General features: G+C 40.8%; 26 protein-coding genes and 3 riboswitches. Of the genes, 19 read left to right on the top strand and 7 right to left on the bottom strand.

Annotation, left to right across the window (positions count from 1 at the left end):
• Positions 1-138 precede the first annotated feature (138 nt).
• The 4 genes from C6Y01_RS03370 to C6Y01_RS03360 all read left to right on the top strand — a co-directional run bounded on the left by C6Y01_RS03370 (position 139) and on the right by C6Y01_RS03360 (position 2,450).
• A complete protein-coding gene (locus C6Y01_RS03370; RefSeq protein WP_080869518.1) occupies positions 139-1,488 on the top strand; it encodes a TrkH family potassium uptake protein in 1,350 nt (449 codons plus the stop codon).
• Between the two features lie 97 nt (positions 1,489-1,585).
• Entirely contained in the window at positions 1,586-2,104 is a 519-nt protein-coding gene (locus C6Y01_RS03365; RefSeq protein ID WP_034662926.1) for a DUF421 domain-containing protein, read from the top strand.
• Positions 2,105-2,110: 6 nt separating this feature from the next.
• Complete coding sequence (locus tag C6Y01_RS18865; RefSeq protein WP_088004399.1) at positions 2,111-2,275, top strand: hypothetical protein; 165 nt, start codon at positions 2,111-2,113, stop codon at positions 2,273-2,275.
• A complete protein-coding gene (locus tag C6Y01_RS03360) occupies positions 2,268-2,450 on the top strand; it encodes a hypothetical protein (protein ID WP_034662925.1) in 183 nt (60 codons plus the stop codon). Before C6Y01_RS18865 ends, C6Y01_RS03360 begins: the two co-directional genes overlap by 8 nt.
• Before the next feature lie 27 nt (positions 2,451-2,477).
• Here C6Y01_RS03360 and C6Y01_RS03355 read toward each other — a convergent pair whose 3' ends face one another.
• Positions 2,478-3,497 carry an acyltransferase family protein gene (locus tag C6Y01_RS03355; RefSeq protein WP_034662922.1) on the bottom strand — a complete coding sequence of 340 codons (1,020 nt, stop codon included), beginning with the start codon at positions 3,495-3,497 and terminating at the stop codon, positions 2,478-2,480.
• A gap of 292 nt (positions 3,498-3,789) precedes the next feature.
• On the opposite strand from C6Y01_RS03355, the gene C6Y01_RS03350 reads away from it, so the two are divergent.
• The 3 genes from C6Y01_RS03350 (at position 3,790) to C6Y01_RS19245 (ending at position 6,704) form a co-directional block, all read left to right on the top strand.
• Positions 3,790-5,985: a PAS domain-containing sensor histidine kinase gene (locus C6Y01_RS03350; RefSeq protein ID WP_034662920.1), complete on the top strand. Its 2,196-nt coding sequence runs from the start codon at positions 3,790-3,792 to the stop codon at positions 5,983-5,985.
• Between the two features lies 1 nt (position 5,986).
• Entirely contained in the window at positions 5,987-6,478 is a 492-nt protein-coding gene (locus C6Y01_RS03345) for a methylated-DNA--[protein]-cysteine S-methyltransferase (RefSeq protein WP_066030983.1), read from the top strand.
• A gap of 91 nt (positions 6,479-6,569) precedes the next feature.
• A complete protein-coding gene (locus tag C6Y01_RS19245; RefSeq protein ID WP_262417168.1) occupies positions 6,570-6,704 on the top strand; it encodes a hypothetical protein in 135 nt (44 codons plus the stop codon).
• A gap of 25 nt (positions 6,705-6,729) precedes the next feature.
• Here the strand turns inward: C6Y01_RS19245 and mtnA are convergent, their stop codons facing one another.
• Positions 6,730-7,791 carry an S-methyl-5-thioribose-1-phosphate isomerase gene (gene mtnA, locus C6Y01_RS03340; protein ID WP_034662913.1) on the bottom strand — a complete coding sequence of 354 codons (1,062 nt, stop codon included), beginning with the start codon at positions 7,789-7,791 and terminating at the stop codon, positions 6,730-6,732.
• A 6-nt stretch (positions 7,792-7,797) separates the two neighbouring features.
• Positions 7,798-8,991 carry an S-methyl-5-thioribose kinase gene (gene mtnK, locus C6Y01_RS03335; protein WP_034662911.1) on the bottom strand — a complete coding sequence of 398 codons (1,194 nt, stop codon included), beginning with the start codon at positions 8,989-8,991 and terminating at the stop codon, positions 7,798-7,800.
• A 79-nt stretch (positions 8,992-9,070) separates the two neighbouring features.
• Positions 9,071-9,229, bottom strand: a riboswitch (SAM riboswitch).
• Positions 9,230-9,392: 163 nt separating this feature from the next.
• On the opposite strand from mtnK, the gene C6Y01_RS03330 reads away from it, so the two are divergent.
• The 6 genes from C6Y01_RS03330 to C6Y01_RS03305 all read left to right on the top strand — a co-directional run bounded on the left by C6Y01_RS03330 (position 9,393) and on the right by C6Y01_RS03305 (position 14,440).
• Positions 9,393-10,583: a pyridoxal phosphate-dependent aminotransferase gene (locus C6Y01_RS03330; protein WP_034662908.1), complete on the top strand. Its 1,191-nt coding sequence runs from the start codon at positions 9,393-9,395 to the stop codon at positions 10,581-10,583.
• A gap of 44 nt (positions 10,584-10,627) precedes the next feature.
• Positions 10,628-10,729, top strand: a riboswitch (SAM riboswitch).
• A gap of 101 nt (positions 10,730-10,830) precedes the next feature.
• Entirely contained in the window at positions 10,831-12,051 is a 1,221-nt protein-coding gene (mtnW, locus tag C6Y01_RS03325) for a 2,3-diketo-5-methylthiopentyl-1-phosphate enolase (RefSeq protein WP_106037813.1), read from the top strand.
• Positions 12,052-12,747, top strand: coding sequence for a 2-hydroxy-3-keto-5-methylthiopentenyl-1-phosphate phosphatase (locus C6Y01_RS03320; RefSeq protein ID WP_034662901.1), 696 nt, complete (start codon positions 12,052-12,054; stop codon positions 12,745-12,747).
• Positions 12,711-13,349, top strand: a complete 639-nt coding sequence (locus tag C6Y01_RS03315) for a methylthioribulose 1-phosphate dehydratase (protein ID WP_095285068.1) — start codon at positions 12,711-12,713, stop codon at positions 13,347-13,349. Before C6Y01_RS03320 ends, C6Y01_RS03315 begins: the two co-directional genes overlap by 37 nt.
• A gap of 16 nt (positions 13,350-13,365) precedes the next feature.
• Positions 13,366-13,896 carry a 1,2-dihydroxy-3-keto-5-methylthiopentene dioxygenase gene (locus tag C6Y01_RS03310; protein ID WP_106037812.1) on the top strand — a complete coding sequence of 177 codons (531 nt, stop codon included), beginning with the start codon at positions 13,366-13,368 and terminating at the stop codon, positions 13,894-13,896.
• A 301-nt stretch (positions 13,897-14,197) separates the two neighbouring features.
• The gene (locus tag C6Y01_RS03305) at positions 14,198-14,440 is read left to right on the top strand and encodes an aspartyl-phosphate phosphatase Spo0E family protein (protein ID WP_034662891.1); all 243 of its coding nucleotides are present in this window, start codon (positions 14,198-14,200) and stop codon (positions 14,438-14,440) included.
• A 46-nt stretch (positions 14,441-14,486) separates the two neighbouring features.
• Here C6Y01_RS03305 and kinD read toward each other — a convergent pair whose 3' ends face one another.
• Positions 14,487-15,992, bottom strand: a complete 1,506-nt coding sequence (gene kinD, locus C6Y01_RS03300; RefSeq protein WP_034662888.1) for a sporulation kinase KinD — start codon at positions 15,990-15,992, stop codon at positions 14,487-14,489.
• Positions 15,993-16,197: 205 nt separating this feature from the next.
• Between kinD and mhqR the strand changes: the two genes are divergently transcribed.
• Entirely contained in the window at positions 16,198-16,653 is a 456-nt protein-coding gene (mhqR, locus tag C6Y01_RS03295) for a MarR family transcriptional regulator MhqR (RefSeq protein ID WP_034662884.1), read from the top strand.
• Positions 16,654-16,682: 29 nt separating this feature from the next.
• Here the strand turns inward: mhqR and motB are convergent, their stop codons facing one another.
• From motB to C6Y01_RS03280, 3 genes are all read right to left on the bottom strand, one after another.
• Positions 16,683-17,447 carry a flagellar motor protein MotB gene (gene motB / locus C6Y01_RS03290; protein WP_060596120.1) on the bottom strand — a complete coding sequence of 255 codons (765 nt, stop codon included), beginning with the start codon at positions 17,445-17,447 and terminating at the stop codon, positions 16,683-16,685.
• Entirely contained in the window at positions 17,440-18,234 is a 795-nt protein-coding gene (motA, locus tag C6Y01_RS03285) for a flagellar motor stator protein MotA (RefSeq protein WP_034662877.1), read from the bottom strand. Before motA ends, motB begins: the two co-directional genes overlap by 8 nt.
• A 375-nt stretch (positions 18,235-18,609) precedes the next feature.
• Positions 18,610-20,712 carry an ATP-dependent Clp protease ATP-binding subunit gene (locus C6Y01_RS03280; protein ID WP_095285069.1) on the bottom strand — a complete coding sequence of 701 codons (2,103 nt, stop codon included), beginning with the start codon at positions 20,710-20,712 and terminating at the stop codon, positions 18,610-18,612.
• Between the two features lie 243 nt (positions 20,713-20,955).
• On the opposite strand from C6Y01_RS03280, the gene C6Y01_RS03275 reads away from it, so the two are divergent.
• The 5 genes from C6Y01_RS03275 (at position 20,956) to queF (ending at position 24,609) form a co-directional block, all read left to right on the top strand.
• A complete protein-coding gene (locus C6Y01_RS03275; protein ID WP_095285070.1) occupies positions 20,956-21,999 on the top strand; it encodes a YkvI family membrane protein in 1,044 nt (347 codons plus the stop codon).
• A gap of 71 nt (positions 22,000-22,070) precedes the next feature.
• Positions 22,071-22,115: riboswitch (PreQ1 riboswitch) on the top strand.
• Between the two features lie 159 nt (positions 22,116-22,274).
• On the top strand, positions 22,275-22,931 hold the full coding sequence (gene queC, locus C6Y01_RS03270; protein ID WP_024424683.1) for a 7-cyano-7-deazaguanine synthase QueC: 657 nt from the start codon (positions 22,275-22,277) through the stop codon (positions 22,929-22,931).
• Complete coding sequence (queD, locus tag C6Y01_RS03265; RefSeq protein ID WP_095285072.1) at positions 22,932-23,372, top strand: 6-carboxytetrahydropterin synthase QueD; 441 nt, start codon at positions 22,932-22,934, stop codon at positions 23,370-23,372.
• Positions 23,365-24,096: a 7-carboxy-7-deazaguanine synthase QueE gene (gene queE, locus C6Y01_RS03260; protein WP_095285074.1), complete on the top strand. Its 732-nt coding sequence runs from the start codon at positions 23,365-23,367 to the stop codon at positions 24,094-24,096. The genes queD and queE overlap by 8 nt, the downstream gene beginning before the upstream one ends.
• 15 nt (positions 24,097-24,111) lie before the next feature.
• Positions 24,112-24,609 (top strand): preQ(1) synthase, encoded by a 498-nt coding sequence (gene queF, locus C6Y01_RS03255; protein ID WP_003211403.1) that lies wholly within the window; start codon positions 24,112-24,114, stop codon positions 24,607-24,609.
• Positions 24,610-24,683 lie beyond the last annotated feature (74 nt).

The following is a 24,683-nucleotide window of genomic DNA, read 5'->3' as shown; positions in this document are numbered from 1 at the left end:
ACGAAAAGACATTCTGTTACAGGATGTCTTTTCTTTTTTGATGAAAAAGTAAATAAAGCATAAAATACCTTTAAAATCATGTCTCTTTTCATTAAAATGATAAGTATTGAAAATTGAAAGTTAAAAGAAGGAATGACAATGAACCCAATTAAAAAGCTAATTGACCGGCTATCGGCTTTCCAGCTGATTGCCCTTTATTATTTTCTTGCTGTGACCGTCTCATTTATTCTTCTAAGTTTGCCAGTCGCTCATCAAGATGGGGTGGTGAAGTGGACATTTATCGATGCATTATTTACGGCAGTGAGTGCGGTAAGTGTCACAGGACTCACCGTTGTTGATACCTCCCAAACATTTAGTGTGGCAGGTATGTGGATCCTTGCGTTTGTCCTGCAAATCGGAGGTATCGGCATTATGACGCTCGGTACCTTTGTGTGGATTGTCATGCGAAAAAGGATCGGGATTAAAGAAAGAAAGCTCATCATGGCAGATCAAAACCAGAGCAATTTATCAGGAATTGTGAAATTAATGAAGCAGGTCTTATATTTAATTTTGCTCATTGAGTTTGTAGGCGGTCTGATTTTAAGCATGTATTTTCTCAAATATTACGATGTGCAGGCAGCATTCTTACATGGCTTCTTCTCAAGTATTAGTGCGACCACCAATGGGGGCTTTGATATTACAGGGAACTCGCTCATCCCTTACAAAGATGATTATTTTGTCCAATTTATTACGATGCTGCTGATCATCTTTGGAGCCATTGGCTTTCCTGTCCTCGTAGAAGTAAAGGATTACTTATTTAATCAAGACCGAAAGCACGCATCGTTCTCATTGTTTACAAAAATCACAACGATTACGTTTGGCAGCTTAGTCATTGTTGGCGCTATTGGGATTTATGCCCTTGAAGCCCGGTTTACGTTTTTAGGGAAGAGCTGGCACGAAGTTTTGTTTTATTCATTGTTCCAATCGACCGCCACAAGAAGTGGTGGACTTTCCACATTAGATATTACTCAATTGACAGAACCGACGCTGTTATTTTTATGTCTGCTCATGTTTATCGGGGCATCTCCAAGCTCGGTTGGGGGCGGAATTCGGACAACCACCTTTGCCCTTAATTTACTCGCACTGTTTCATTTTGCTCGGGGAAATAAGTCCATTAAAATCTTCAAAAGAGAGCTGCATCAAGCGGATATAAACAAATCTCTAATGGTGACGATGATGGCCTTTATATTGGTGTTTGGCGCTACATTCTTATTAACCTTATCCGAGCAAAATACGCTTCTTCAAAATTTATTTGAAGTCTGTTCTGCATTCGGAACAACAGGGCTATCACTAGGGATTACTTCTGAGCTCTCTGTTTTCGGTAAGTGTATCATTATGATGGTCATGTTTATTGGACGGATCGGCATTCCAAGCTTCTTGTACTTAATTGGCCGAAGAGAAAGCGAAGCGAATTATCATTATCCGAAAGAGCGTGTCATCATCGGCTAAACAGCATTCCGAGCGAATGCTGTTTTTTTATTTCCATTATCTAACTGGCTAAATCACGCGAGATGTTCGCAATCTATAGGTAAGAGGTGAACGAGACGTGCTGGATGTAATATGGAAAGCAATTGTCATGCTGCTAGTTGGTACCTTGCTGCTGAGAATAGCAGGGCCTAAATCCATTAGTCAATTAACTGTTCAACAAACAGTGATCATGATTTCAATCGGATCGATTATTATCCAACCCTTTATTGAGCACAATTTACTTGAAACGATTTATGCCGCTGCTACATTTATCATTGCACTCGTCATCATGGAAAAATTGTCTATCCAATCTGATTTCTTTGAAAAATTGGTTTCAGGGAAATCTGTGGTCATTTTGCAGGATGGAGAAATGCTTGATCACAAGCTGAAGAAAACGAGGCTCACTAGGGATGAATTCAAAATGCGCTTAAAGCAGCAAGGCATCACAGACATCAGCTGTCTCAAAAAAGCCACCCTAGAAGCCAATGGACAAATTGGCTATGAGTTAAAGCCAGAAGAAAAGCCCGTGACGGTCAAACAAATGAAGGAACTCCTAGACCAATTAAGAGAAGAACTAAATATGTTAAAAAAGGACTGATTTCAGATGAAAAGAAAAGCAGCGAAAAATGAAGCACTGACAAATAATATGACACCGACAGAAAGCATGGCACATGATCAAGGACAAACCCAATTTGATGAACAATCAAGAGATCGTCAGGCAAACCGAAATTCTCACAAAGGGAAACAAGGAGGAGGATCTCATGACTAAAAAGCATGTGAAGAGCAAGGACATGAAAGATCATAAGAGGCCAATGGACCCAGATATCTTAGAAGAGGAATTTGGCAGTGAGCTTGGAGATATCAACAGCAGCAAATGGATTGATACTCTTGTAAAACCTAAGAAAGATGCTGAATGTCACAATGGACACATGGATGAAAAATAGAAAAAACGATCCTTGCGGGATCGTTTTTTATTTGATATAACTGCCTTGTCTGCCGGTGATTGTACGCAAAAGATTGTTCATTTTGAGCTCAATCACTGGCTGTGCAACGTTTTTAACAAAGGTGCTAGACAGGGTAAAGGTTAACAGAATGGTCAGCAGCAATAACATCAGTACACTTGCTGTATTCAGGGCCCAGTCGTCAAACCAAGTCGTTCTAAGCAGCTTGATCACAAAGCCATGTAGTAAATACACATATAACGTTCTTGTGCCCCATTTTGTAAAGAAGAAACGGCGTGTTGGCACTAATGCAAAGAAGCTGAATGTAGCGCCAAATGCAAGCATGTACCATGCCATTCGTTTCATTGCCGCAATCAATCCCTCATCTCCAAGAGAAGCATATGACTGTGATCCAAATAAGAAGGAATAATCAAATTCATAGAAATAGCAAAATAAGAATACAGCCATTAATACAAGAAGTGCTGCCAGCTTTCCTTTGCTTGTACGGATGAATTCAAAATGCTGCTTTTTTAAATAGAAGCCAGCTAAAAACATCGGCAAAAAGACAAACGTACGCGATAAGCTGAGCGTATTGCTGATGCTGTCCACGTAACCGACAAGTAACGCAATCGACAAACTGACGATCATCGCCCAGTGAAACGGAAGTTTAGAAAAAGGAATGAGCAGCAAATTCCAAAAAAATAAACTAATTAAAAACCATAAAGACCATTGCGGATCAATTGGATTTAAATTGGCCATGCTTTGATCCTGCAAGAGATAATAGTAAACTGAATAGATCACCTGAAAAATTAAATATGGGATGATCAGCTTAACGGCGACTTTTTTCATAAAACCTGGCTTTCTAAAGCCTTTTGCAAAGAAGCCGGAAACCAAGATAAAGGCGGGCATATGAAAAGTATAAATAAACTTGTATAAATAGAGCATCCAATCATTATCATGAATGAATGATCGTAACAAATGACCAAAAACAACTAGAAAAATCAGAAGAAATTTCGCATTATCAAAATAACTATCTCGTGAAGATGCCATAACATCACCTTTCCTGCTTGATTTCAAACATAAATGTTCTATGTGCACTATTCCCGTATTTGCCCCATTTTAAAATACATTTTGGCTCATTTCGCTATTTGATGTGAAATTGTAGAACGGTTGTAAAAGAAGCGTAAGAAAAGAGAATCGCAGTTCGATCCTGTCATCCAAATGAAATAAAAGAGACAGTCTTCGTGTAAAAAGTTATTTTTTTTATGAGTCGAATGAAGGAACAATGAAAATATTGTAGAAATATTGTAGAGGAATGAGGCTGGAAAAGGAGTGTAAGAGAATGACTGAAACGCTCGATGGCGCAGAAGATATCAGAAAATTAGAAAAAGAGAACGAATATTTGCGAACAGAGTTGATGCAGCAAAAGAGGCTGTTAAATAAGACGTTAGATGCCATTTTCATATTTGATCAGCACCTCAATATTATCCAAGCCAACGAAGCGACATGCAGGCTTGTACAGACATCGAAAGAAGACCTCCTCAATAAATCCGTTCTAGATTTCCTATACGGCATCCCGAAAGACAAAATTGAATGCTCCCTTGATTTATTTTTTCGAAAAGGAAAGTTAAGAAGAGAAATCTCCATTCAGCTTGAAAACGGGGAAACAAAATACATTGAATTTGTTGCAGAGAATGACGTCGTGAATCAGCAATATATCGTGGTCATGCGAGATATTTCCTCAAAGAAAATACTAGAACGAGAACGCTCCATGAATGAGCAGCTGTTCAAAGATTTGTTTGACCGAGCCATTGACGGGATGGTCATTTTTGATCAGGATGGCTGCATGATCGACGCCAATCACTCTTTTTGTCAGAGCTTTGAGCTACAAAAGACCGATTTAACCGATCGTTATTTAAATGAATTTGTCGAAGATGAAAATCTTCCAGCCTTGCAGCACCTTTTAACGTCACTTAAAGAAACAGGGAAAGCCAAGGGAGAGCTTCCCGTTACCCTTCAATCTGGCCAGCAAAAATTATTCGAGCTCACGATTACATCAAATGTCATGAGCGGTTTTTATATGTCCATCATGCGGGATATTACAGAAAAAAGGTTAATGGAAGAAAAGCTGTTAAAAAGTGAGGAACGCTTTAGAGAAATTTTCGAAAATGCAATGGATGCGATCATCATATGGGCAGATGATGGAGAGATTGTGAGAGCAAATGAATCAGCCTGTCGAATTTTTGAATTGCCTATGCACTCACTGATTGGCAAGAAACTCACAGACTTTCTCGTGAAATCTGATCAGAGATATAGGCCGACTAGAAGACGTTATATTCGGAATCATGAAATAAGGGAAGAGCTGTTGTTCAGAATGGCAAATGGTCAGTTTAAAGAGCTCGAGTTTACATCAAAGCATGCGGTATTAGAAGGACAGCACTTAACCATTTTACGTAATGTGAGTGATCGAAAAAGAATGGAAGAGGAGCTGCGCGAAAGTGAGCTCAAATTCCGTAAAGTATTTAATGGATCAATGGACGGCATTGTTCTTTTTGATAACCAGTACCGCATTATCGAAGTCAATCCATCCGCAAGCGAGCTGCTCGGATTGAAAGACGATCATTTAACGGAAATGAACCTTTTCCATATCCTTGCGCCTTATCAAATTGAACATTTGGCACAGCCTGCTCAGGCGATGTCGTTAGATGAAATGGACAATGAAGTTCCGTTTGTGCTGAACCATCCAGATCAGCGTATATTGGAATTCTCTTTTAAACGCAACATTATTCATAATATGAATTTGGCGATCTTTAGAGATGTGACAGAGCGGAAGGAATTAGAAGAGCGGGTGAGAAAATCAGATACCCTTCATGTGGTCGGAGAGCTTGCCGCTGGAATTGCTCATGAAATTAGAAACCCGATGACAGCATTAAAAGGCTTCATACAGCTGTTAAAAGGAAATATTGAAGGGGAGTATTCGCTCTATTTCAATGTCATCACTTCAGAGCTGAAAAGAATTGAATCCATCATCACCGAATTTTTGATTTTAGCGAAACCGCAAGCCATCGTATATGAAGAAAAAAATGTTGTGCAAATTATGAAAGACACGATGGATCTTTTGCACGCACAGGCGAACCTCGGCAACGTTCAAATGCATCTCAATGTGTTGGATGAGATTCCGCTCATTTATTGTGAACAAAACCAATTAAAACAGGTCTTTATTAACATTTTGAAAAATGCAATTGAAGTCATGCCGAGAAAAGGAAATGTCTATGTGAGCATTCAGCGGAAGGGCGAAGAGCATATTGTCATTTCACTGCGGGATGAAGGCTGCGGAATGGCAGAGGACAAGCTCAAGCGTCTAGGGGAACCATTTTATACGACAAAAGAAAGAGGAACTGGACTTGGCTTAATGGTTAGTTATAAAATTATTGAAGAGCATCAAGGAACGATTGAGGTAGAAAGTGAGGAAGGGGTAGGAACCGTCTTCCATCTCACGCTTCCACTGAGGCAGAAGAAACAAGAAGGAGAGCACTAACGTGTATTATACCGTCTATCACGCACCAATTGGGGCATTATACATACTAGAAAAAGACGATGCCATCATCGAGGTGATGTTTGATGATGAGCCATTTTTAGTAAAAAAGCAGAAAGCCGATCTAAAAGAAGAAGAAACGCCTGTATTACAAGAAGCGAAAAAGCAGCTAGATGAATATTTCAAGGGAGAGCGCCAAGTATTCGATCTCCCGCTCAAGCAAAAGGGATCTCCGTTTCAAGAGCAGGTGTGGGAAGCACTTTCGACTATTCCATATGGTGAATCAAAAAGCTATGCAGACATTGCAGAAGCGATTGGCAACCCAAAAGCTGTAAGAGCGATTGGACAAGCGAACAGACGCAATGCATTACCTATTTTTATTCCCTGTCACAGAGTGATTGGAAAAGACCGCTCTCTGACGGGCTATGCAGGAACAAAAACAGACATGAAAGCGGTTCTGCTAGAATTAGAAGGTATCCCATTTGTTCAAAAATAAATCGATTGACCTGTTCCAAATGTTTGTCAAGCGACATATCCTTTTATTAAGCTAAAAAAGTTGGTTGAGGGAAAAAGGAGGGCGCTAGGGAATGTTTTGGGGCAAAAAGAATAAAATGTATGCCGTCACATCACTATGTGTCAAAATGAACGTTTTGACAGAAGAACAGAAAAAAGAAATCTTAGCAAAAACGAATGAAATAAAAAAGCGCGGTGCTCTTAAATAATAAGTACACGGCGCTTTTTTTATGATTAGAGTGAGGTGCTTTCAGCGAACAGAGCATCAATCTCTTCTGTATAGTTCGACGTGATAATCCCTTTCTCTGTAATAATACCTGAAATGAGATGGTGAGGAGTGACATCAAAGGCGGGATTGAATACCTGAACATCAGGCGGTGCAATTTGGACGCCGTTTAATTCCTTTACTTCCAGCGGATCACGCTCTTCAATTGGAATATCTGCCCCGTCTTGGGTTGATACATCAAAGGTGGAAAGCGGTGCAGCTATAAAAAACGGAATTTGAAAATGCTTAGCTAAAATGGCGAGACTTAACGTTCCAATCTTATTCGCCGTATCTCCATTACGGGCAATACGATCAGCTCCAACAATGACAGCGGAAATTTGCTTTTCTTTCATCGTATGGGCTGCCATGTTATCTGTAATGAGCGTCACATCTACGCCGCCTTGCATGAGTTCCCATGTTGTCAGCCTAGCCCCTTGAAGAACAGGGCGTGTTTCACAGGCATAAATGTGAAGATCGAGATTTTTCTTTTTGGCTAAATAAAATGGAGCAAGGGCTGTTCCGTACCGGCTCGTGGCGATGGAGCCTGCATTGCAAATGGTCATAATACGATCACCCGATTTAAAGAGCTGGAGTGCATTTTGACCGATTTGTCTGCATGTTTCTTCATCTTCAATTTGAATTTGAATGGCTTCATGGACAAGGTCTGTTTTGGCTGCATTGACCGAAGCTGCACGCTCAATGCGCTGCAATAATCGCTCTAAAGCCCAGGCTAAATTCACAGCGGTTGGACGAGCACTGTTTAAATATTCTTTTATCTGAATGACTTCTTGTTTAAAAACATCAATTTCTTCTGTCTCAATGTCTTGGGCACTGAGCGCCAGTCCAAAAGCTGCTGTAATGCCAATGGCAGGTGCTCCCCGCACTTTTAACGTGACAATGGCATCATACACGTCTTCTTTTGTATATAAATGCTCAAACTCAGTTTCGGCCGGTAATTTTTGCTGATTCAAAATGTTAATATGGTTTTCTTCCCATTCCACAGAACGGGGGACTTCAAATTCTTTAGACAAAACCCGTCACTCCTTTACAGATTGATGGAATAATGCGACGAGGTCAGACGCTGCTTCCACTGCATGATATTGTTTGATCATTGTTTTTCCGAGCGTTAGTGCTGCTTTTTTCTGCTGAATCCGTCTAGATGGTGATGGAATCGCATCGAGATCAGCGGCATGAGCAAGGCCGATTGTTCGGCGGACAAGCTCACAGCCCGCAAAGCCTGCCGCTTCTTTTAAAATACGGTCAAAGGTTGTTTCTAAAAAACTGTCAGATACACTAAACGCTTCAATGCTGTCTTCTTTCCAAGCTTTTGCGAACACTTCTTTGAATGTCGCCCATACATTGATGACATGGTCAAAGAGGTACTGCTGATCGTGTTCATTCTCACGAGACAAAGCATTGAGGAACAGGTTAGCGATAAAGTGGCCAATATCGAATCCAAAGGGACCATAAAAGGCGAATTCTGGATCAATGATTTTTGTTTCCGTCTCACTTGCAAAAATACTGCCTGTATGAAGATCTCCATGAACGAGTGTTTCAGCAGATGTCAGGAAAATACGCTTCAGTTCGGCTGCTTTGGCCTGCACTTCAAGATCTGCCCAAAGCGCTTCGGCAGCTTCTCTTAATTCTTCTTCGAAATCATTTGTGCCGCTATCAAAGAAAGGATCTGTGAAGACGAGCTTTTCGGTAATGTCACAAAGGTCCGGATTCGTAAATTGCTTCACAAATTGTTTTTTGATTTTAGGATTTGTGGCAAAGTCAGAAGTGTAAAAAAGTGTTTTTCCTAAAAATTCTCCGACATGATCGGATAAATGCGGATATTGTTTTCCGGCAATTAGCCCTTTTCTGACGATTTCCAGGTGTGATAGATCCTCCATTGCCGTCACAGCAAGAGCTGTATCTGAATAATAGACTGCAGGTACAAGGTGCGGCGTATATTCTGACTGCTTGATCAGGGCAGCACTTTCAATTCTCGCGCGGTCTAATGTAAGCGGCCAGCTCTCTCCGACCACCTTGGCATAGGGCAGGGCCTGCTTGATGATCAATCCTTTTTCTTGTTTGTGATCAAAAATATGAAAGACGTAATTTAAATTCCCGTCACCGATTTCCGTACATGTCAAATGACTGCTTTCTTGGATCAAGCCAAGTCTAATTGCGAGTGCAACTGCCGAGCTTTCTGTTAATTCTTCATATGATGCCGTAAGTGTAACCAATTGCTATCCCTCCAAATCATATAAAAAAGCCTCTTTCTCCTGAGAGAAAGAGGCTTGATGGCGTGTATGCTCAAAGCCTCTCTTATCTCTCAGCACATACGTCTGATGGAATTAGCACCGTGCCCTATAAGACAATTGTCTTGGCGCTTACTTGCTGCGCCCCACTTCACAGTGGTATTAACGGTCGGTTGCTGTTGGGGTCAAAAGGCCAAATCCCTCGCCCAACTCTCGATAAGAGAAATCAATATGTAATTGTTTCGTGTCTGTTTGCATTTCTTAATTCAAGATATTATCAGAGCTGCGCTTCACATGTCAATCTTTTTTCAAAATTGCTTTACAATTCATAAAACAATCCATTACAGTGTTTGTATTGTTACGTAACTTGAATAGAAGGTGAAGAAATGGAATTCCAGCAATCAGATGTATTGAAACAATTACCGAAACAATTTTTTGCGTCTCTTGTCCAAAAGGTGCAGAAAAAGGTGCAGGAAGGGGCAGATATCATTAATTTAGGGCAGGGAAATCCTGATCAGCCAACCCCTTCGCATATTGTAAAAGCCATGCAGGAAGCGGTATTAAAACCTGAAAATCATCAATACTCGTCATTCCGCGGAACAGCGAAATTAAAAAAGGCTGCCGCCGCCTTTTATGAAAGAGAATATGGTGTCACGCTTGATCCGATGAAGGAGATTGCGATTTTATTTGGCGGGAAAGCGGGACTTGTTGAGCTGCCGCAATGCCTGCTGAATCCTGGAGATACACTCCTTGTCCCAGACCCTGGTTACCCTGATTATTGGTCAGGTGCCGTGCTTGCTGGAGCTCAGATGGTGACGATGCCGCTTCTTGAACAAAATGATTTTTTACCTGACTATGATCGATTGCCTGAGAATGATAAGAAAAAAGCAAAGTTGATGTATTTAAATTATCCCAACAATCCGACAGGTGCCACGGCAAGTCGTGCGTTTTTTGAAGAAACCGTTACATTTGCGAGAGATCACAAACTCTGTGTTGTCCATGATTTTGCGTATGGCGGCATTGGGTTTGATGGGAAAAAGCCGATCAGCTTTTTGCAAACAGATGGAGCGAAAGAGACGGGTATTGAAATTTATACATTGTCTAAAACGTATAATATGGCCGGCTGGAGAGTGGGTTTTGCAGCAGGAAATCCGTCTGTTATTGAAGCGATTGAGCTTTATCAGGATCACCTGTTTGTTTCACTGTTTAAAGCAACTCAAGATGCAGCAGCGGAAGCCCTATTAAGCGACCAAACGTGCGTACAGGTGCAAAATGATCGATATGAGAAAAGGCGAAATGTGTGGATCGCTGCCTGCAAGGAGATTGGCTGGGAGGTCACAGCACCAAAGGGGTCATTTTTTGCTTGGCTAAAGGTGCCAGAAGGATATACATCTGAATCTTTTTCTGACGTATTATTAGAGAAAGCACATGTTGTTGTGGCTCCGGGGAATGGGTTTGGTACTCACGGTGAAGGGTACGTGAGAGTTGGGCTTTTAACAAGTGATGAGCGGTTACAAGAAGCCGCTCGGCGTATCGCTGCCTTGAATCTGTTTGAAAATAAGCCATTGACAACATAAAAAAATGGTGCGATAATTCAGACAATATTTAAGAAAATTGAATATTCTTATCAAGAGTAGGCAGAGGGACTAGCCCAATGAAGCCCGGCAACCGACTTCCATGAAGCACGGTGCTAATTCTTGCAGCAAGCGCTGAGAGATAAGATTCGGATGAATGACACGAAATAACCTCTTTAAGGCGCTGACAAAGCACTTGAAGAGGTTTTTTATTGACCATATGCATGACGCAATCGAAAGGGGATTCCTAGTGAGTGAATTACTGGCAACATACGTATTAACACATCGAGAGGATGAACAAGTGAACCGAAAAGCGGAGCAGATCGCACTTGGTTTAACAGTGGGATCATGGACAGATTTGCCGCAGCTCAAAAAGGAGCAGCTTCAAAAACATAAAGGACGGGTAGAAAAAGTATCAGAAAAGGTTGCTTCAGCCGAAAATGGCCTATATCAATCTGAGGTGACCATTGCTTATCCTGAGGCTAACTTTTCAGCTGATATACCGGCCGTTTTGACGACGATCTTTGGAAAGCTTTCACTTGATGGAAAAGTGAAGCTAGTCGATATACAATTCTCGGATAGATTTAAAAGAAGCCTGCCAGGACCGGTATTTGGAATTGATGGCATACGCAAAAAAGCAGGCGTGTTTGATCGTCCGTTGTTGATGAGTATTTTTAAAGGTGTCATTGGCCGTGATATGGCGGATTTAAAAGAGCAGCTCCATTTACAAGCATTAGGCGGCGTTGACTTTATCAAAGACGATGAAATATTATTTGAGAGCCCGCTAGCCCCTTTTGAAGAACGAATCAAAGAAGGAAAAAAGATATTAAAAGAAACATATGAAGAGACAGGGCACCGAACGTTATATGCCGTTAATTTAACAGGCAGAACCTTTGAACTGAAGGATCGAGCAAGAAAGGCAGCTGAACTCGGAGCGGATGCACTCTTATTCAATGTCTTTGCCTACGGACTAGATGTCATGCAAAGCTTAGCTGAGGATCCAGATATTCCATTGCCTATCATGGCCCATCCCGCAGTAAGCGGCGCTTTGACATCATCGCCTGAATATGGATTCTCGCATTCTCTTCTTTTAGGTAAATTAAATCGATATGCTGGCGCTGATTTGAGTCTTTTTCCCTCACCTTATGGGTCGGTCGCACTTCCGAAAAAAGATGCTTTTGGAATCTATGAAGCTTGTGTAAAAGAGGATTTGGTGCAAAAAACGTTCCCAGTCCCGTCAGCAGGCATTCACCCTGGAATGGTTCCAGTATTGATTAAAGATTTTGGACTCGATCATGTGATTAATGCTGGTGGAGGAATTCACGGACATCCGCGTGGAGCCATCGGTGGAGGGAAAGCATTTCGATCGATCATTGATGCGGTGATACATGGAGAGTCGATCCAAGAGAAGGCAGCTTCTTGCCAAGACTTAAAAGCAGCACTTGATCTATGGGGAAGGGTAGCGGAATAAATGAAAAAACCAATTGTATGTTGTGATTTTGATGGAACAATTACGAAAAATGATAATATCATTCGCATCATGAAACACTTTGCACCAAGTGAATGGACGAAGCTGAAGGATGATGTTCTCTCAAAGGAGATCACCATTCAAGAAGGCGTCGGGCAGATGTTTCAATTACTGACGAGTGATCAAAAAGAAGCCATTCAGTCGTTTATTTTAGAAGATACAGAGATTCGAGAAGGATTCACGCAATTTGTTGATTATGTGAAAAAGGCTGATATCCCTTTCTATGTGCTAAGCGGCGGGATGGACTTTTTTGTCTATCCCATACTCGAGGGCATTGTGGGCAGAGACAATATTTATTGCAATCATGCCTCATTTGGGGAAGATCATATTCAGATTGAATGGCCGCATGCCTGCGATTCGCAATGTCAAAATGGCTGTGGATGCTGCAAGCCGTCAATCATTCGAGAGCTGACCCATAAGAATGACTTCATCATCATGATCGGAGATTCAGTCACCGATGTGGAGGCGGCAAAGCATGCGGATCTCACATTTGCGCGCGACTACTTGCTGAATGAATGTAAGGAGCTTGGGCTTATATATCAAGAGTATGAAACATTTATTGATCTTAAAGCGCAATTTGATCAAATAAAGGAAGTGAAGGAATGGCAGACGCAAAGAGCAAGCGCTGGCAGGAGCTAGCAGACGTCAAACGTGAACTGGCACAAAGAGACTGGTTTTACGGAACAAGCGGCAATTTATCGATCAAGGTGTCGGATGATCCAATCACGTTTTTGGTGACGGCAAGCGGTAAAGATAAACGAAAAGAAACGGATGAAGATTTTGTTTTAGTGAACGCAGCAGGCAAGCCTGATGATCCGAACGAACAGCTTAGACCATCAGCCGAAACACTGCTTCACACATACGTGTATGAGCGGACGGAAGCAGGTTGCTGCCTCCATGTCCATACAATCGATAATAATGTGATGTCTGAGCTGTATGGGGGTAAGGGCGAGGTTCGTTTGAAAGGAAACGAAATCATCAAGGCGCTTGGTTACTGGGAAGAGGATGCAGAAGTGTCGATACCGATTATTGAAAATCCAGCCCACATTCCGCATCTTGCAGCACAATTTGCAAAGCATCTCACTGAAGAGTCAGAATCAGGTGCGGTGCTCATTCGAAATCACGGCATCACTGTCTGGGGAAAAACAGCCTTTGAAGCAAAACGAGTATTAGAGGCGTATGAATTTTTATTTAGCTACCACTTAAAATTAATGCTTTATCAAAAGCAGCTTGTCAGATAAAAAGGAGGAAAAGCACATGGCGACGATTTTGATTCATAACGAAGAGAACACATTACTTGAAAGCGAGCAAGAGGTAGCAGCATATTTAGAAAAGCAAGGGGTCATTTATGAACATTGGGATATTGCAAAGCTGCCAAACCGGTTATCAGAAAAGTATGATTTAACAGATGAGGAAAAGGAAGAGATTTTGACTGTTTTTCAAAAGGAAATCCAGCGTATATCTGAAAAACGAGGGTACAAAGCGCAGGATGTGATTTCATTATCTGACGCCACACCAAATCTAGATGAGCTGCTCCAAAATTTTAAGCGTGAGCATCATCATACAGATGACGAAGTACGTTTTATTGTAAGCGGGCATGGAATCTTTGCCATTCAGAGTAAGAATGGCGTCTTTTTTGACGTGAGACTGAATCCAGGCGATTTAATTTCTGTCCCGCCACATATTCGTCACTACTTTACACTTCAAGAGGATCGCAAAGTGGTCGCAGTTCGCATATTTGTCACAACTGAGGGCTGGGTGCCAATTTACGAGGAAGAAACGGTTTAATAACAGGAGCTGATCATTCCGCATGAGGCGGATGATCAGCTTTTTTTTAGGAAAATAGGCATAAAATGAGAAAGAAAATAGTTGATTTTGATCTTCCGCATAGGATAAAATTCTGTTTAATCCATGTGTCAGTCCTGTCCAAATTTGAAGTTTACCCCCAAATTAGATTGGGTAAGAGGTCTTTAGGCTGTAAAAAATTAAATAAAATAAGCATATTTAATTTAATTTACAAATAAAGTATAATTTTGGTGTCGGATCATTTTGAGCATAGACAGTCGAATTCATTGCGGGAGCTGAGATCATGAATATTTATGTAAGGAAAGAACAATTGCTGATGTCCATTGATGAGAAGAGAAAACAGATGGTAGAAGCTGCTCAAGCGGAAGGCTACACTGGTGAGACGACAATTAAATATAGTCAAGAACTAGACAACCTGATGAATGAGTATCAGTATCTCCTTTTTCATGAGAAACAATCTGCCCCCTCCTTTCATGATCTTGTATCTCAAATGAGTCTTCTATCTGTGAACCGCCCTTCTTATTGACATGAAAAACCGGTCTTGCCTAAGCAAAACCGGCTGAATGTTTCAGCTATGCTGAGTGAGCAGAAGGAAGCATGATCATGACGGTTGTTCCTTTATTCACTTCGCTCTCGATATCAATTGTCCCGCCATACATCGAAATGATTCGTTTACACACGACAAGCCCAAGACCTGTCCCTTTTTCCTTCGACGTAATAAAAGGAAGGAAGATATGCTTTAACATTTCTTCTGGTATGCCTTCACCCGTATCTTTCACTTTAATGATGACATGTTCTTTTTCAGCCTCAATCAAAATCTTCAAATGACCGCCATTTGGCATCGCTTCTAACGAGTTCTTCGCTACATTTAATACGACTTGTTTAATGTGATCCTTTGTGCAATATACCCCAACATCCTGAATCGTATTAATTTGCAAATCAACCTCAACATTATAAAGGTTCGCCTCAGAGAAAACGATCGGCATGATCTCACTTACAATTTCTTTTACAGAGTTATTCTGCCATTTTTCTGCCGTTGGTTTCCCTAATACAAGAAACTCACTGACGATTTGGTTGATTCGTTTAATTTCTTCTTCAATGACAGAAAAATAGAGCTGATCTTCTTCTGAATGATACTTCTTTTGCAAAAGCTGTATAAATCCGCTGATCCCTGTTAATGGGTTGCGAATTTCGTGTGCCGTACTTGCTGCGAGGGTTCCGATTAATTCAAGCTTTTGCGCTTCATTTTGGTGACGCTCCTGCTGGGTTTGACGCCTTAAAATGATATATTGAACAAGTGTGAATAAAATATTTAATAAAATAAAAGCACTGGATAAAGGGATCAACATAACAGACAGCACTTCACCTGTAGACGCGCGCTGCGGAAAGACCTCCAGCTTCCAGCTGTTTTCATCTAAATATGTAGACACGGTGCTGCCATTTTCTGATGCTGGCTGCGGACCACTTGTAAACACCACATGTCCATTTTGATTCAGCATCTTAAAATGAAGATCAGGGTTCAATACATTCATAATATTTCTTAAATAATCAATTTGAATGGCGGCAATTAGCACATTGGTGACTTCTTCATTTTCATCCAGAACAGGCACGCAAATGGAGAGAATCCGCTGTTTTGTAATTCGGCTCACATAGTTATCTGTGATCACCGTCTGCTTGGTCACTTGAATGCGCTTAAAGTAATCTCTAAATGATAGGTTGATTTTTTCCTTTAACGGTGTGGTGCTTACTGATACATTTCCTTTTTTGTCTAGGAGATACAGACCTGAAAAACGAGGTTCTTGTTTATAGATTTTCTCTAGGATGTTTTCTACTTTTTTCGTCTCGAGAGGCTGGTCAAATCCCATGGCAAGTGAAGTTAATCTCGCTTCTGTTTCACTAATTAAATAATTCATTTGGTTTTTGTGAATATTTAACATAAGTGTAGCAGTTTGTTTGTTTTTTAAGTCGATTTTTTCCGTTTCTTTTTCGTAGATAAAATAACTAATGATTAGGGTTGGAATCATGACCAAAATAAGGTACAGCCTGATCTTTTTCCAAAACCCTTTCAGTATACTCATCATTCATCGCTCCAACGTATTACCTAATAGACTTATTATAGCATTGAACCTATCTTTATTACGATGACTTGTGTGATTTTTAAAAAATTAGGTGATTCGTTCTGGTCTCATTTTCATGCTAAAGATGGATCAAGATGTTGACATTTTACTTATTGTTTATTAATGTCACATTAGTGGGTTGCATTTCATAAAGGATGATAAAAAAATGGAAAATCATAATGTTGAGAAATCTTTGAAATTATTTATTGTATTATCACGTGCCTATCGCTCGATTAATCATCACATGAACAAACATATTGTGAAGCACGGGCTGAATCCGACTGAATTTGCAGTATTAGAATTACTGTATCATAAAGGGGATCAGCCGCTTCAGCAAATCGGTGATAAGATTTTACTTGCAAGCGGCAGCATCACGTATGTGGTCGATAAATTGGAGAAGAAAGAACTCCTCAGTCGTAGGGCCTGTGCAGAAGACCGCAGGGTGACATTTGCGCATATTACCAAGCAGGGACGAGCTTTGCTTGATGATATCTTCCCGGATCATGCGAAAGAAATTCATGAGATGATCAGTGTCCTGAGCGAAGAAGAGAAGGATGCCTGCATTGATATGCTCAAACATGTGGGACTGCGTGCAAAGCATTTATATGATCATACAGAATAAATAGAAAAGGAAGCCGAGGGCTCCCTTTTTTATTTCGCTTTTTTCTCAATCGGTAAAATGAGTACTTCTACGCGTCGGTTTTTACTTCTGCCTTCTGCTGTATCGTTTGAAGCAACCGGCTTGAATTCACCGAAACCTTTTGTACTAAAGTTCTCTTGGTCTAGATTGCTGTTCTCAAGTAGAATACTCAAGAAGTTTACAGCACGAATGGCACTTAAATACCAGTTGGATTCAAATTCTGAATTTCTGATCGGTACATTATCAGTATGTCCGCTAATGACGATGTCACGAGCGGGGTTAATGACAAGTAGTTTTGAGATTTCCTTTGCTAACGGGACATCTTGAGGGCGAATAACCGCCCGGCCAGAATCAAAGAAGATACTGTCTTCTATCGTAATGAGCAAACCTTCGTCCGTGAGCTTTGTTTCGAGCTTAGCTCCAAGTTTCTTATTGGCAATGAAGGAATCCACTTGCTTTTTGACCTTTGTGAGAACGGCATGGTCTCGAGCTTTCGCTTTGGCTTCTTCATCTTCTTCGGCTGCTTTCTTGGTCTGGTTGCTATTTTCAGTTTCTTCAGTGCTTTGCATGCTGGTTTGATCCATGACACCAGTACCGCCCGTAAAGACGACATTAAAAGACTTTGCCATCTGTTCATATTTTGCCGCATCAATCGAACTAGATGCAAAAAGCACAATGAAGAGAGCGAGTAGAAGCGTCAGAAGATCGGCATAAGGGATCAGCCAAGATTCATCTACATGGTCATCGTGATCATGTTTTTTACGTTTCCTAGCCATTTTGTTTTTCTCCTTCTTCAATGACAAGATTTGCACGTTCTTTCGCTGGTAAGTACATGAGAAGTTTTTGTTCAATCACTTTTGGAGATTGACCTTCAAGAACAGAAAGGATCCCTTCGATCATAATCAGACGAAGCTTTACTTCTTCCTTTGATTTACGCTTCAGCTTGTTGGCAAATGGATGCCATAACACATACCCGGTAAAAATCCCAAGCAGTGTGGCAACGAAGGCTGCACTGATTGCATGTCCAAGTGCTTCAATATCTCCCATGTTTGCAAGTGCGGCAATAAGTCCGACAACGGCGCCAAGTACACCAAGCGTCGGAGCGTATGTACCGGCTTGTGTAAAGATTAATGCGCCTGACTGATGTCTTTCAGACATGGCGTCAACTTCTTCTGTTAAGACGTCGCGAATAAATTCTGCACTTTGACCGTCAACCGCCATACTTAAGCCGTTCTTAAGGAAATCGTCATCTACTTCCTCAATGCTAGCTTCTAATGCCAAAAGACCTTCACGACGCGCAATTTGTGCCCAGTTTGAAAAAAGAGGGATCATTTCTTGAATCGTTGGAAGCTGGTTGTCTTTGAAAATTTTGCCGAACAATTTTGGCGTTTTCTTAATTTCACTAGATGGGAATGCGATGACAACAGCTGCAATCGTCCCAACCACAATGATCAATATAGCCGCTGGGTTGATAAGAGCGGTTAGACTTACACCTTTCAAAACCATACCGACACTCAGAGCAATAAATGCTAAAATAATACCTATTAACGATGTTTTGTCCATTATCTCACCAAATCCTTTAACTATCTTTTTCTATAGTTAATATCGGTGTCTTCTAGAAGGGTTTTAGTCAGAATATAAAATTAAGGCAGTTTCTGTGAAGAAATTTTGACGAAAGCGCTTTCTATTACCTTAAAAAAGAAACTCCCTCTGATATAAAGGGAGTTTCTTTTTAATTTCTTTGAGCAGTTTCATTTAAAAGCAGCTCTTTTAATTTTTCTTCATACATAATTTTGACAAGATCATAGCTCCAATTCATCATGTGATCCACCTCTTTTTCTTTTATCGTAAAGGAAAAGAGGCGGAGGGGGCGTCGGCGTGCGGATGGAACTTAGACACCGCAACATGATGGAGCTGTAGATCCTTCTTAGGATGTACTTATCCTTTTTTTACTACAATTTCGTCATCTTCAACATCTACAGTAAATCCTGAAAGCTTTTCTTCTTCAAGCAATATTTCCGTCATTTGATCTTCAACATGCTCTTGAATGGTTCTTCTCAGTGGACGAGCACCAAATGCAGGATGATATCCAAGTTCTGCAATTTTTTCTTTCGCTTCTTTTGTCACATGGACTGTTAAATGTTGCTCTTTTAATTGCTCTGACAGCTCATTGAGCAGAAGATCCACAATCTTCACTAAATCATCTCTATCTAATGAGTCAAACTGAATGATGCTGTCAAAACGGTTCAAGAATTCTGGCTTGAAATAGGCGCTGAGTGAATCAATGAGTGATTGTTCCTCAATCGCTTCTTCCTGATCAGACTGGAAGCCGACTTTGACCGTTTTATCTGTGCTGCCTGCGTTACTTGTCATGATGATGACCGTATCTTTAAAGCTGACGGTTCTGCCTTGGCTGTCTGTTAACCGGCCATCTTCCATGATTTGAAGGAACATATGCTGCACATCAGGATGTGCTTTTTCGATTTCATCCAGCAAAATGATGCTGTATGGTTTTCTGCGCACTTTTTCCGTCAGCTGACCCGCTTCATCATGTCCAACATAACCAGGAGGAGAACCAATGAGCTTGGATACTGAGTGTTTCTCCATGTACTCACTCATATCTAAACGGATGATCGCATCTCTTGAACCGAATAATTCTTCAGCTAGCGTTTTTGACAATTCGGTTTTCCCGACACCTGTTGGTCCAACGAATAGGAAGGAGCCTGTTGGTCTATGTTTCGATTTTAAGCCGGCTCTGCTTCTTTTCACAGCTTTCGCCACTTTTTCAACCGCATGTTCCTGACCAATCACCCGTGCTTTTAAGCGGACGTCAATTTCTTTCATTTTGGTTTGTTCGTCTGCTTGCAGTTTGCCGACAGGGATGCCTGTTTTTTGTTCCACAATGGCTTGAATGGCTTCTGCTGTGACGACATGTTCTTTGTCATTTGTTTTGTTCTGAAGTCTTGCTTCAATGGCTTCTTCTTCATCTCGAAGCTTCGCTGCTTTTTCGTATTGTTCTTCTTTTAAAGCAGCTTGTTTTTCAGCAGCGATTTCTGTCAGACGATTCGTTAGTTCATCTTCACTTGCTGCATCAATGGAGAGGTTCGCTTTTGAACCTGCTTCATCCATTAAATCAATGGCTTTATCCGGCAAATGACGGTCTTGAATATACCGGGAAGATAATTGAACACACGCTTGAATAGCTTCGTCTGAATAAGTGACGCCATGATAACTTTCGTACTTATCTTGAATGCCTTTTAAAATCTCGATCGCTTCATCTTGTGTTGGTTCATCTACAATGACGGGCTGGAAGCGTCGTTCAAGGGCGGCATCTTTTTCAATTTGACGATATTCTTTTAATGTCGTCGCACCTACTAGCTGAAGCTCGCCTCGTGCAAGGGCTGGTTTTAAGATGTTTCCAGCATCCATTGACCCTTCGGCAGATCCTGCGCCTACAAGAAGATGGATTTCATCTACAAATAAGATAATATTTTTACGGCTTTGCAGCTCTTTAATTAACTGCTTCATTCTTTCCTCAAATTGACCACGTATCCCTGTATTCGCTACAAGGGAGGAGACATCTAATAAATAGATTTGTTTGTTCTTTAATTTATTTGGTACATCGCCACTTGCAATTTTCAGTGCGAGTCCTTCAGCGATCGCTGTTTTCCCAACACCTGGTTCACCAATCAGAACAGGGTTATTTTTATTTCTTCTATTTAAAATTTCAATGACTCTTGCGACTTCTTCATCACGGCCGATGACTGGATCAATTAAACCAGCATTTGCGCCATCTGTTAAATTCCGGCCAAGTTCATCGAGTAAGCCTTTTTGCTTTGGCTGCTCTCCGCTTTGTGCATGTCCTGCTTGCTCAGAGAAGAATGAGCTTCCCCCGAACAATTGAGGTCCCATTTTCATTTTTGATTGCTCCATCAAAGAGGTGTAGCAGTCTTCACATAAAACCATTTGGCTCCGGGACGAATTCACTTGCATATTCAGGCGAATAGTTGCTTCATTTACTTGACAATGTTGACAACGCATTTGCCATAACCTCCTTAAAATAAAGTTTGACTTTATTTGACCAATGAATGTTAAAGAAAATGGTCTGTTGTTTGACCATCTTTGACTATAGTATACTCTGACCTATTTTGACTTTCAACTGTTTTGCTCAAAGGCAGTTGAAAATCCTTTTTTGCATTTAATCATGGTTTGTCCTTCTTTTCAAGGAACTTGTCTCATAGGATAAAAAAAGACAATCGAAAGTGATGGGTGCGGAGGGGTCACATGAAACGTTCAAATGAATCCGCTTTTCAGCTTGCCTTTTTATATGTAGGAACAGTGGTTGGAGCTGGGTTTGCGACAGGAAAAGAAATCGTAGAATTTTTTGTTCGTTTTGGCTGGATTGGACTATTCGGAATCTTGATTAGCGGCGCTATTTTTACTGGACTTGGTGCAAAAATGATGCTCATTTCTAAACGAATTCAAGCAGAGTCTTATCAAGATATGAACCGGTTTCTATTTGGCGCAGCTGCAAGCAGGTATATTAATGTCGTCATGTTTTTTATTTTACTAGGCGTCACTTCAGTGATGATTTCTGGCGCAGGGGCTATTTTTGAAGAGCAGCTTGGCATATCAAAGGAATATGGAATCTTTTTGACGATCATTCTGAGCGTCATTGTGCTTTTGAAAGGTTCAAAAGGATTATTTGGTGTCAATGTTCTCGTCGTCCCAATGCTTATTTTCTTTTCATTGATCGTATTTCTTGATTCATTCGTTTTTAGCAGTAGTGAAAGTTATGTTCTTGCGCTTCAATTGGGTGAGGGAGAGTGGATTTTATCAGCTATCTCATATGGAGCTTTTAATTTAGCACTTTCTCAAGCAGTGTTAGTGCCCGTCGCAAATGAAATGACCTCTGAAGCGGTGATTAAAAAGGGAGCTGTGCTTGGGGGCGTCATGCTGACCCTTATTTTACTGGCATGCTTTTTATCTCTTTCTTCATTAAATATGCTGGAGGCGTTTGATATTCCAATGGCTCAGGTAGTGTATCAAGTAGCAAACTCCATTCACCTCATTTATTTATTTGTGATCTTCGGCGAAGTCTTTACATCCGTCATAGGCAATTTATATGGACTCGAGAGACAAGTGAGGGCGTATATTCGGATGAACAGTGTCTTGACAATATCCCTTATTCTCTTATGCTGCTATGTGATTAGTAAAATCGGTTACGGTACATTGATATCAACGGTTTATCCTATTTTTGGCTATGTGAGCATCTTTTTTATCCTCTTTCTTTGTCTAAAAAAAGTGCCTGCATCTCTTGATAAGTAAAGAAGGGATAGCCTGCATGAAAAATATGTGGTACACTATCCTCTGTGAAAATTGAACAAAAATCCGTGTAAACGGGAGAGGTTCTAGCAAAACCCTCTATAAAAAACTAAGGACTTGCCGTATCCTTGGATGTGGCATTTTTTATTTTTTATGGCTGGGACACCTCATACACATGTAAAGGTGTCTTTTCTTTTGAGAAAAATAGGGGTTTTCAAGAGCCTTTCAGATGCAGCTTTGTACGATTGTATAGATCTGCAAAAGGAGGAGAACAGAAAATGAAAAATGAAAAAGCAGTCGTTGTCTTTAGCGGGGGACAAGACAGTACGACATGTTTATTATGGGCACTTCAACAATTCGAAGAGGTAGAAACTGTGACCTTTCATTATAATCAGCGTCATCAAGAAGAAATTGATGTCGCGAAAAGAATTGCTGACAAGTTAGGTGTGAAGAATCATCTATTAGATATGTCTCTTTTGAATCAGCTTGCACCAAATGCTTTAACAAGAGATGACATTGACATTGAGGAAAAAGAAGGAGAGCTGCCTTCCACATTTGTACCAGGACGAAACTTAGTGTTCTTATCCTTCGCTTCTATTCTTGCGTATCAAATCGGAGCAAGACATATTATCACAGGTGTATGTGAAACAGACTTTAGCGGCTATCCAGATTGCCGTGACGAGTTTGTAAAGTCTTGTAATGTCACAGTGAATTTGGCGATGGAAAAACCATTTGTGATCCATACACCACTCATGTGGCTCAATAAAGCAGAAACATGGAAGCTTGCGGATGAGCTGAATGCGCTGGATTTTGTAAAAAATGAAACGCTCACTTGCTATAATGGCATCATTTCTGATGGCTGCGGGGAATGTCCTGCGTGTAAGCTTCGGAAAAATGGCTATGACACTTATATGGAAATGAAGGAGGCAAAATAAATGCTTTCTCAAATCTATCCACAAACGAATCATCCATTTTCATTTGAATTGAACAAAGATATGCATGTATCGGCTGCCCATTTCATCCCAAGAGAAGATGCAGGTGCTTGCAGCCGCGTACATGGTCATACGTACACCATCAATATAACCATTGCGGGAGACGAGCTAGATGAATCGGGTTTCCTTGTCAATTTCAGTACATTGAAGAAGCTCATTCATGGTCAGTACGATCACACGCTGCTCAATGATCATGAGGAATTCTCATCAACCGATCCATACGCGATGCCTACTACAGAGGTTGTGGCAAAGACAGTCCATGACAAAGTGGCAGCGTATTTATCGACTTTAGCGAACAAACCGGTATGTGTTCAGGTCTTTGTGAGGGAGACTCCAACAAGCTACTGCATTTACCGGCCGAAACGAGTTGAAAACAATGGCTAAAGCGATTCCTGTATTAGAAATCTTTGGTCCGACCATTCAAGGAGAAGGGATGGTCATTGGACAAAAAACCATGTTTGTCAGAACAGCTGGCTGTGACTACTCTTGCAGCTGGTGTGATTCCGCCTTTACATGGGATGGCTCAGCGAAGCATGACATTCAGTGGCTTCACGCAGAAGACATTGTCAAAGAATTAAAAAGAATAGGCGGACAGGCTTTTTCTCATGTCACCATTTCAGGAGGAAACCCTGCCCTTTTAAAACAAATGGAATCACTCATTGATTTGCTGCACGAAGAAGGAATTGATACAGCGCTTGAAACACAAGGGACGATGTATCAGGACTGGTTTTTGAAAATCGATGATTTAACCATTTCTCCGAAGCCGCCAAGCTCAAAAATGAAAACAGATTTTACGAAACTAACACGAATCATAGATGAGCTGAAAAGCGGAAACAGATTGCAGCATGCAAGCCTGAAGGTCGTGATCTTTGACGATCATGATCTAGCCTATGCAAAGGATGTTCATGCGAAATATCCAGAGCTTCCTTTTTATCTGCAGGTAGGAAATGATGATACGACGACAGGTGATGATGCGTACTTATTGACGCATTTATTAAAGAGATATGAAGCGCTTGTCGATCAAGTAGCGCAAGATCCAGACTTAAATCGCGTAAGAGTGCTGCCGCAGCTGCACACATTATTGTGGGGAAATAAACGAGGCGTATAGAAAGGAAGAGACGACATGACGACAAGAAAACCAGAAGAATTAGAAGGTGTCACTTTACTAGGAAATCAAGGGACCAATTATTTGTTTGATTATGCACCACAAGTGCTTGAAACGTTTCCGAATAAACATACAAATAGAGATTATTTTGTGAAATTCAACTGCCCAGAATTTACGTCACTTTGTCCGCAAACAGGTCAGCCTGATTTTGCGACAGTTTATATCAGCTATATCCCAAATGAAATCATGGTCGAAAGTAAATCACTAAAATTATATTTGTTCAGCTTCCGTAACCATGGTGACTTTCATGAGGATTGTATGAACATTATTATGAACGATCTCATTGAATTGATGGACCCAAGATACATTGAAGTGTGGGGCAAATTTACACCAAGAGGCGGTATTTCAATTGACCCGTATACGAACTACGGAAAACCTGGTACCAAATATGAAGAAATGGCATCATATCGTATGATGAACCATGATATGTATCCAGAAACGATTGATAATCGCTAATCAATAGGAAAAGACATGCCTGATGACATGTCTTTTTTTACGGGGTTAAAATGAATCAATCAGGCTGAACTTAT

Source organism: Bacillus sp. NMCC46, from assembly GCF_002998465.1.
Classification (GTDB): Bacteria; Bacillota; Bacilli; order Bacillales; family Bacillaceae; genus Bacillus.
Note: the sequence above shows the minus strand (reverse complement) of the source record. Positions and strands in the feature narration are given on the sequence as shown.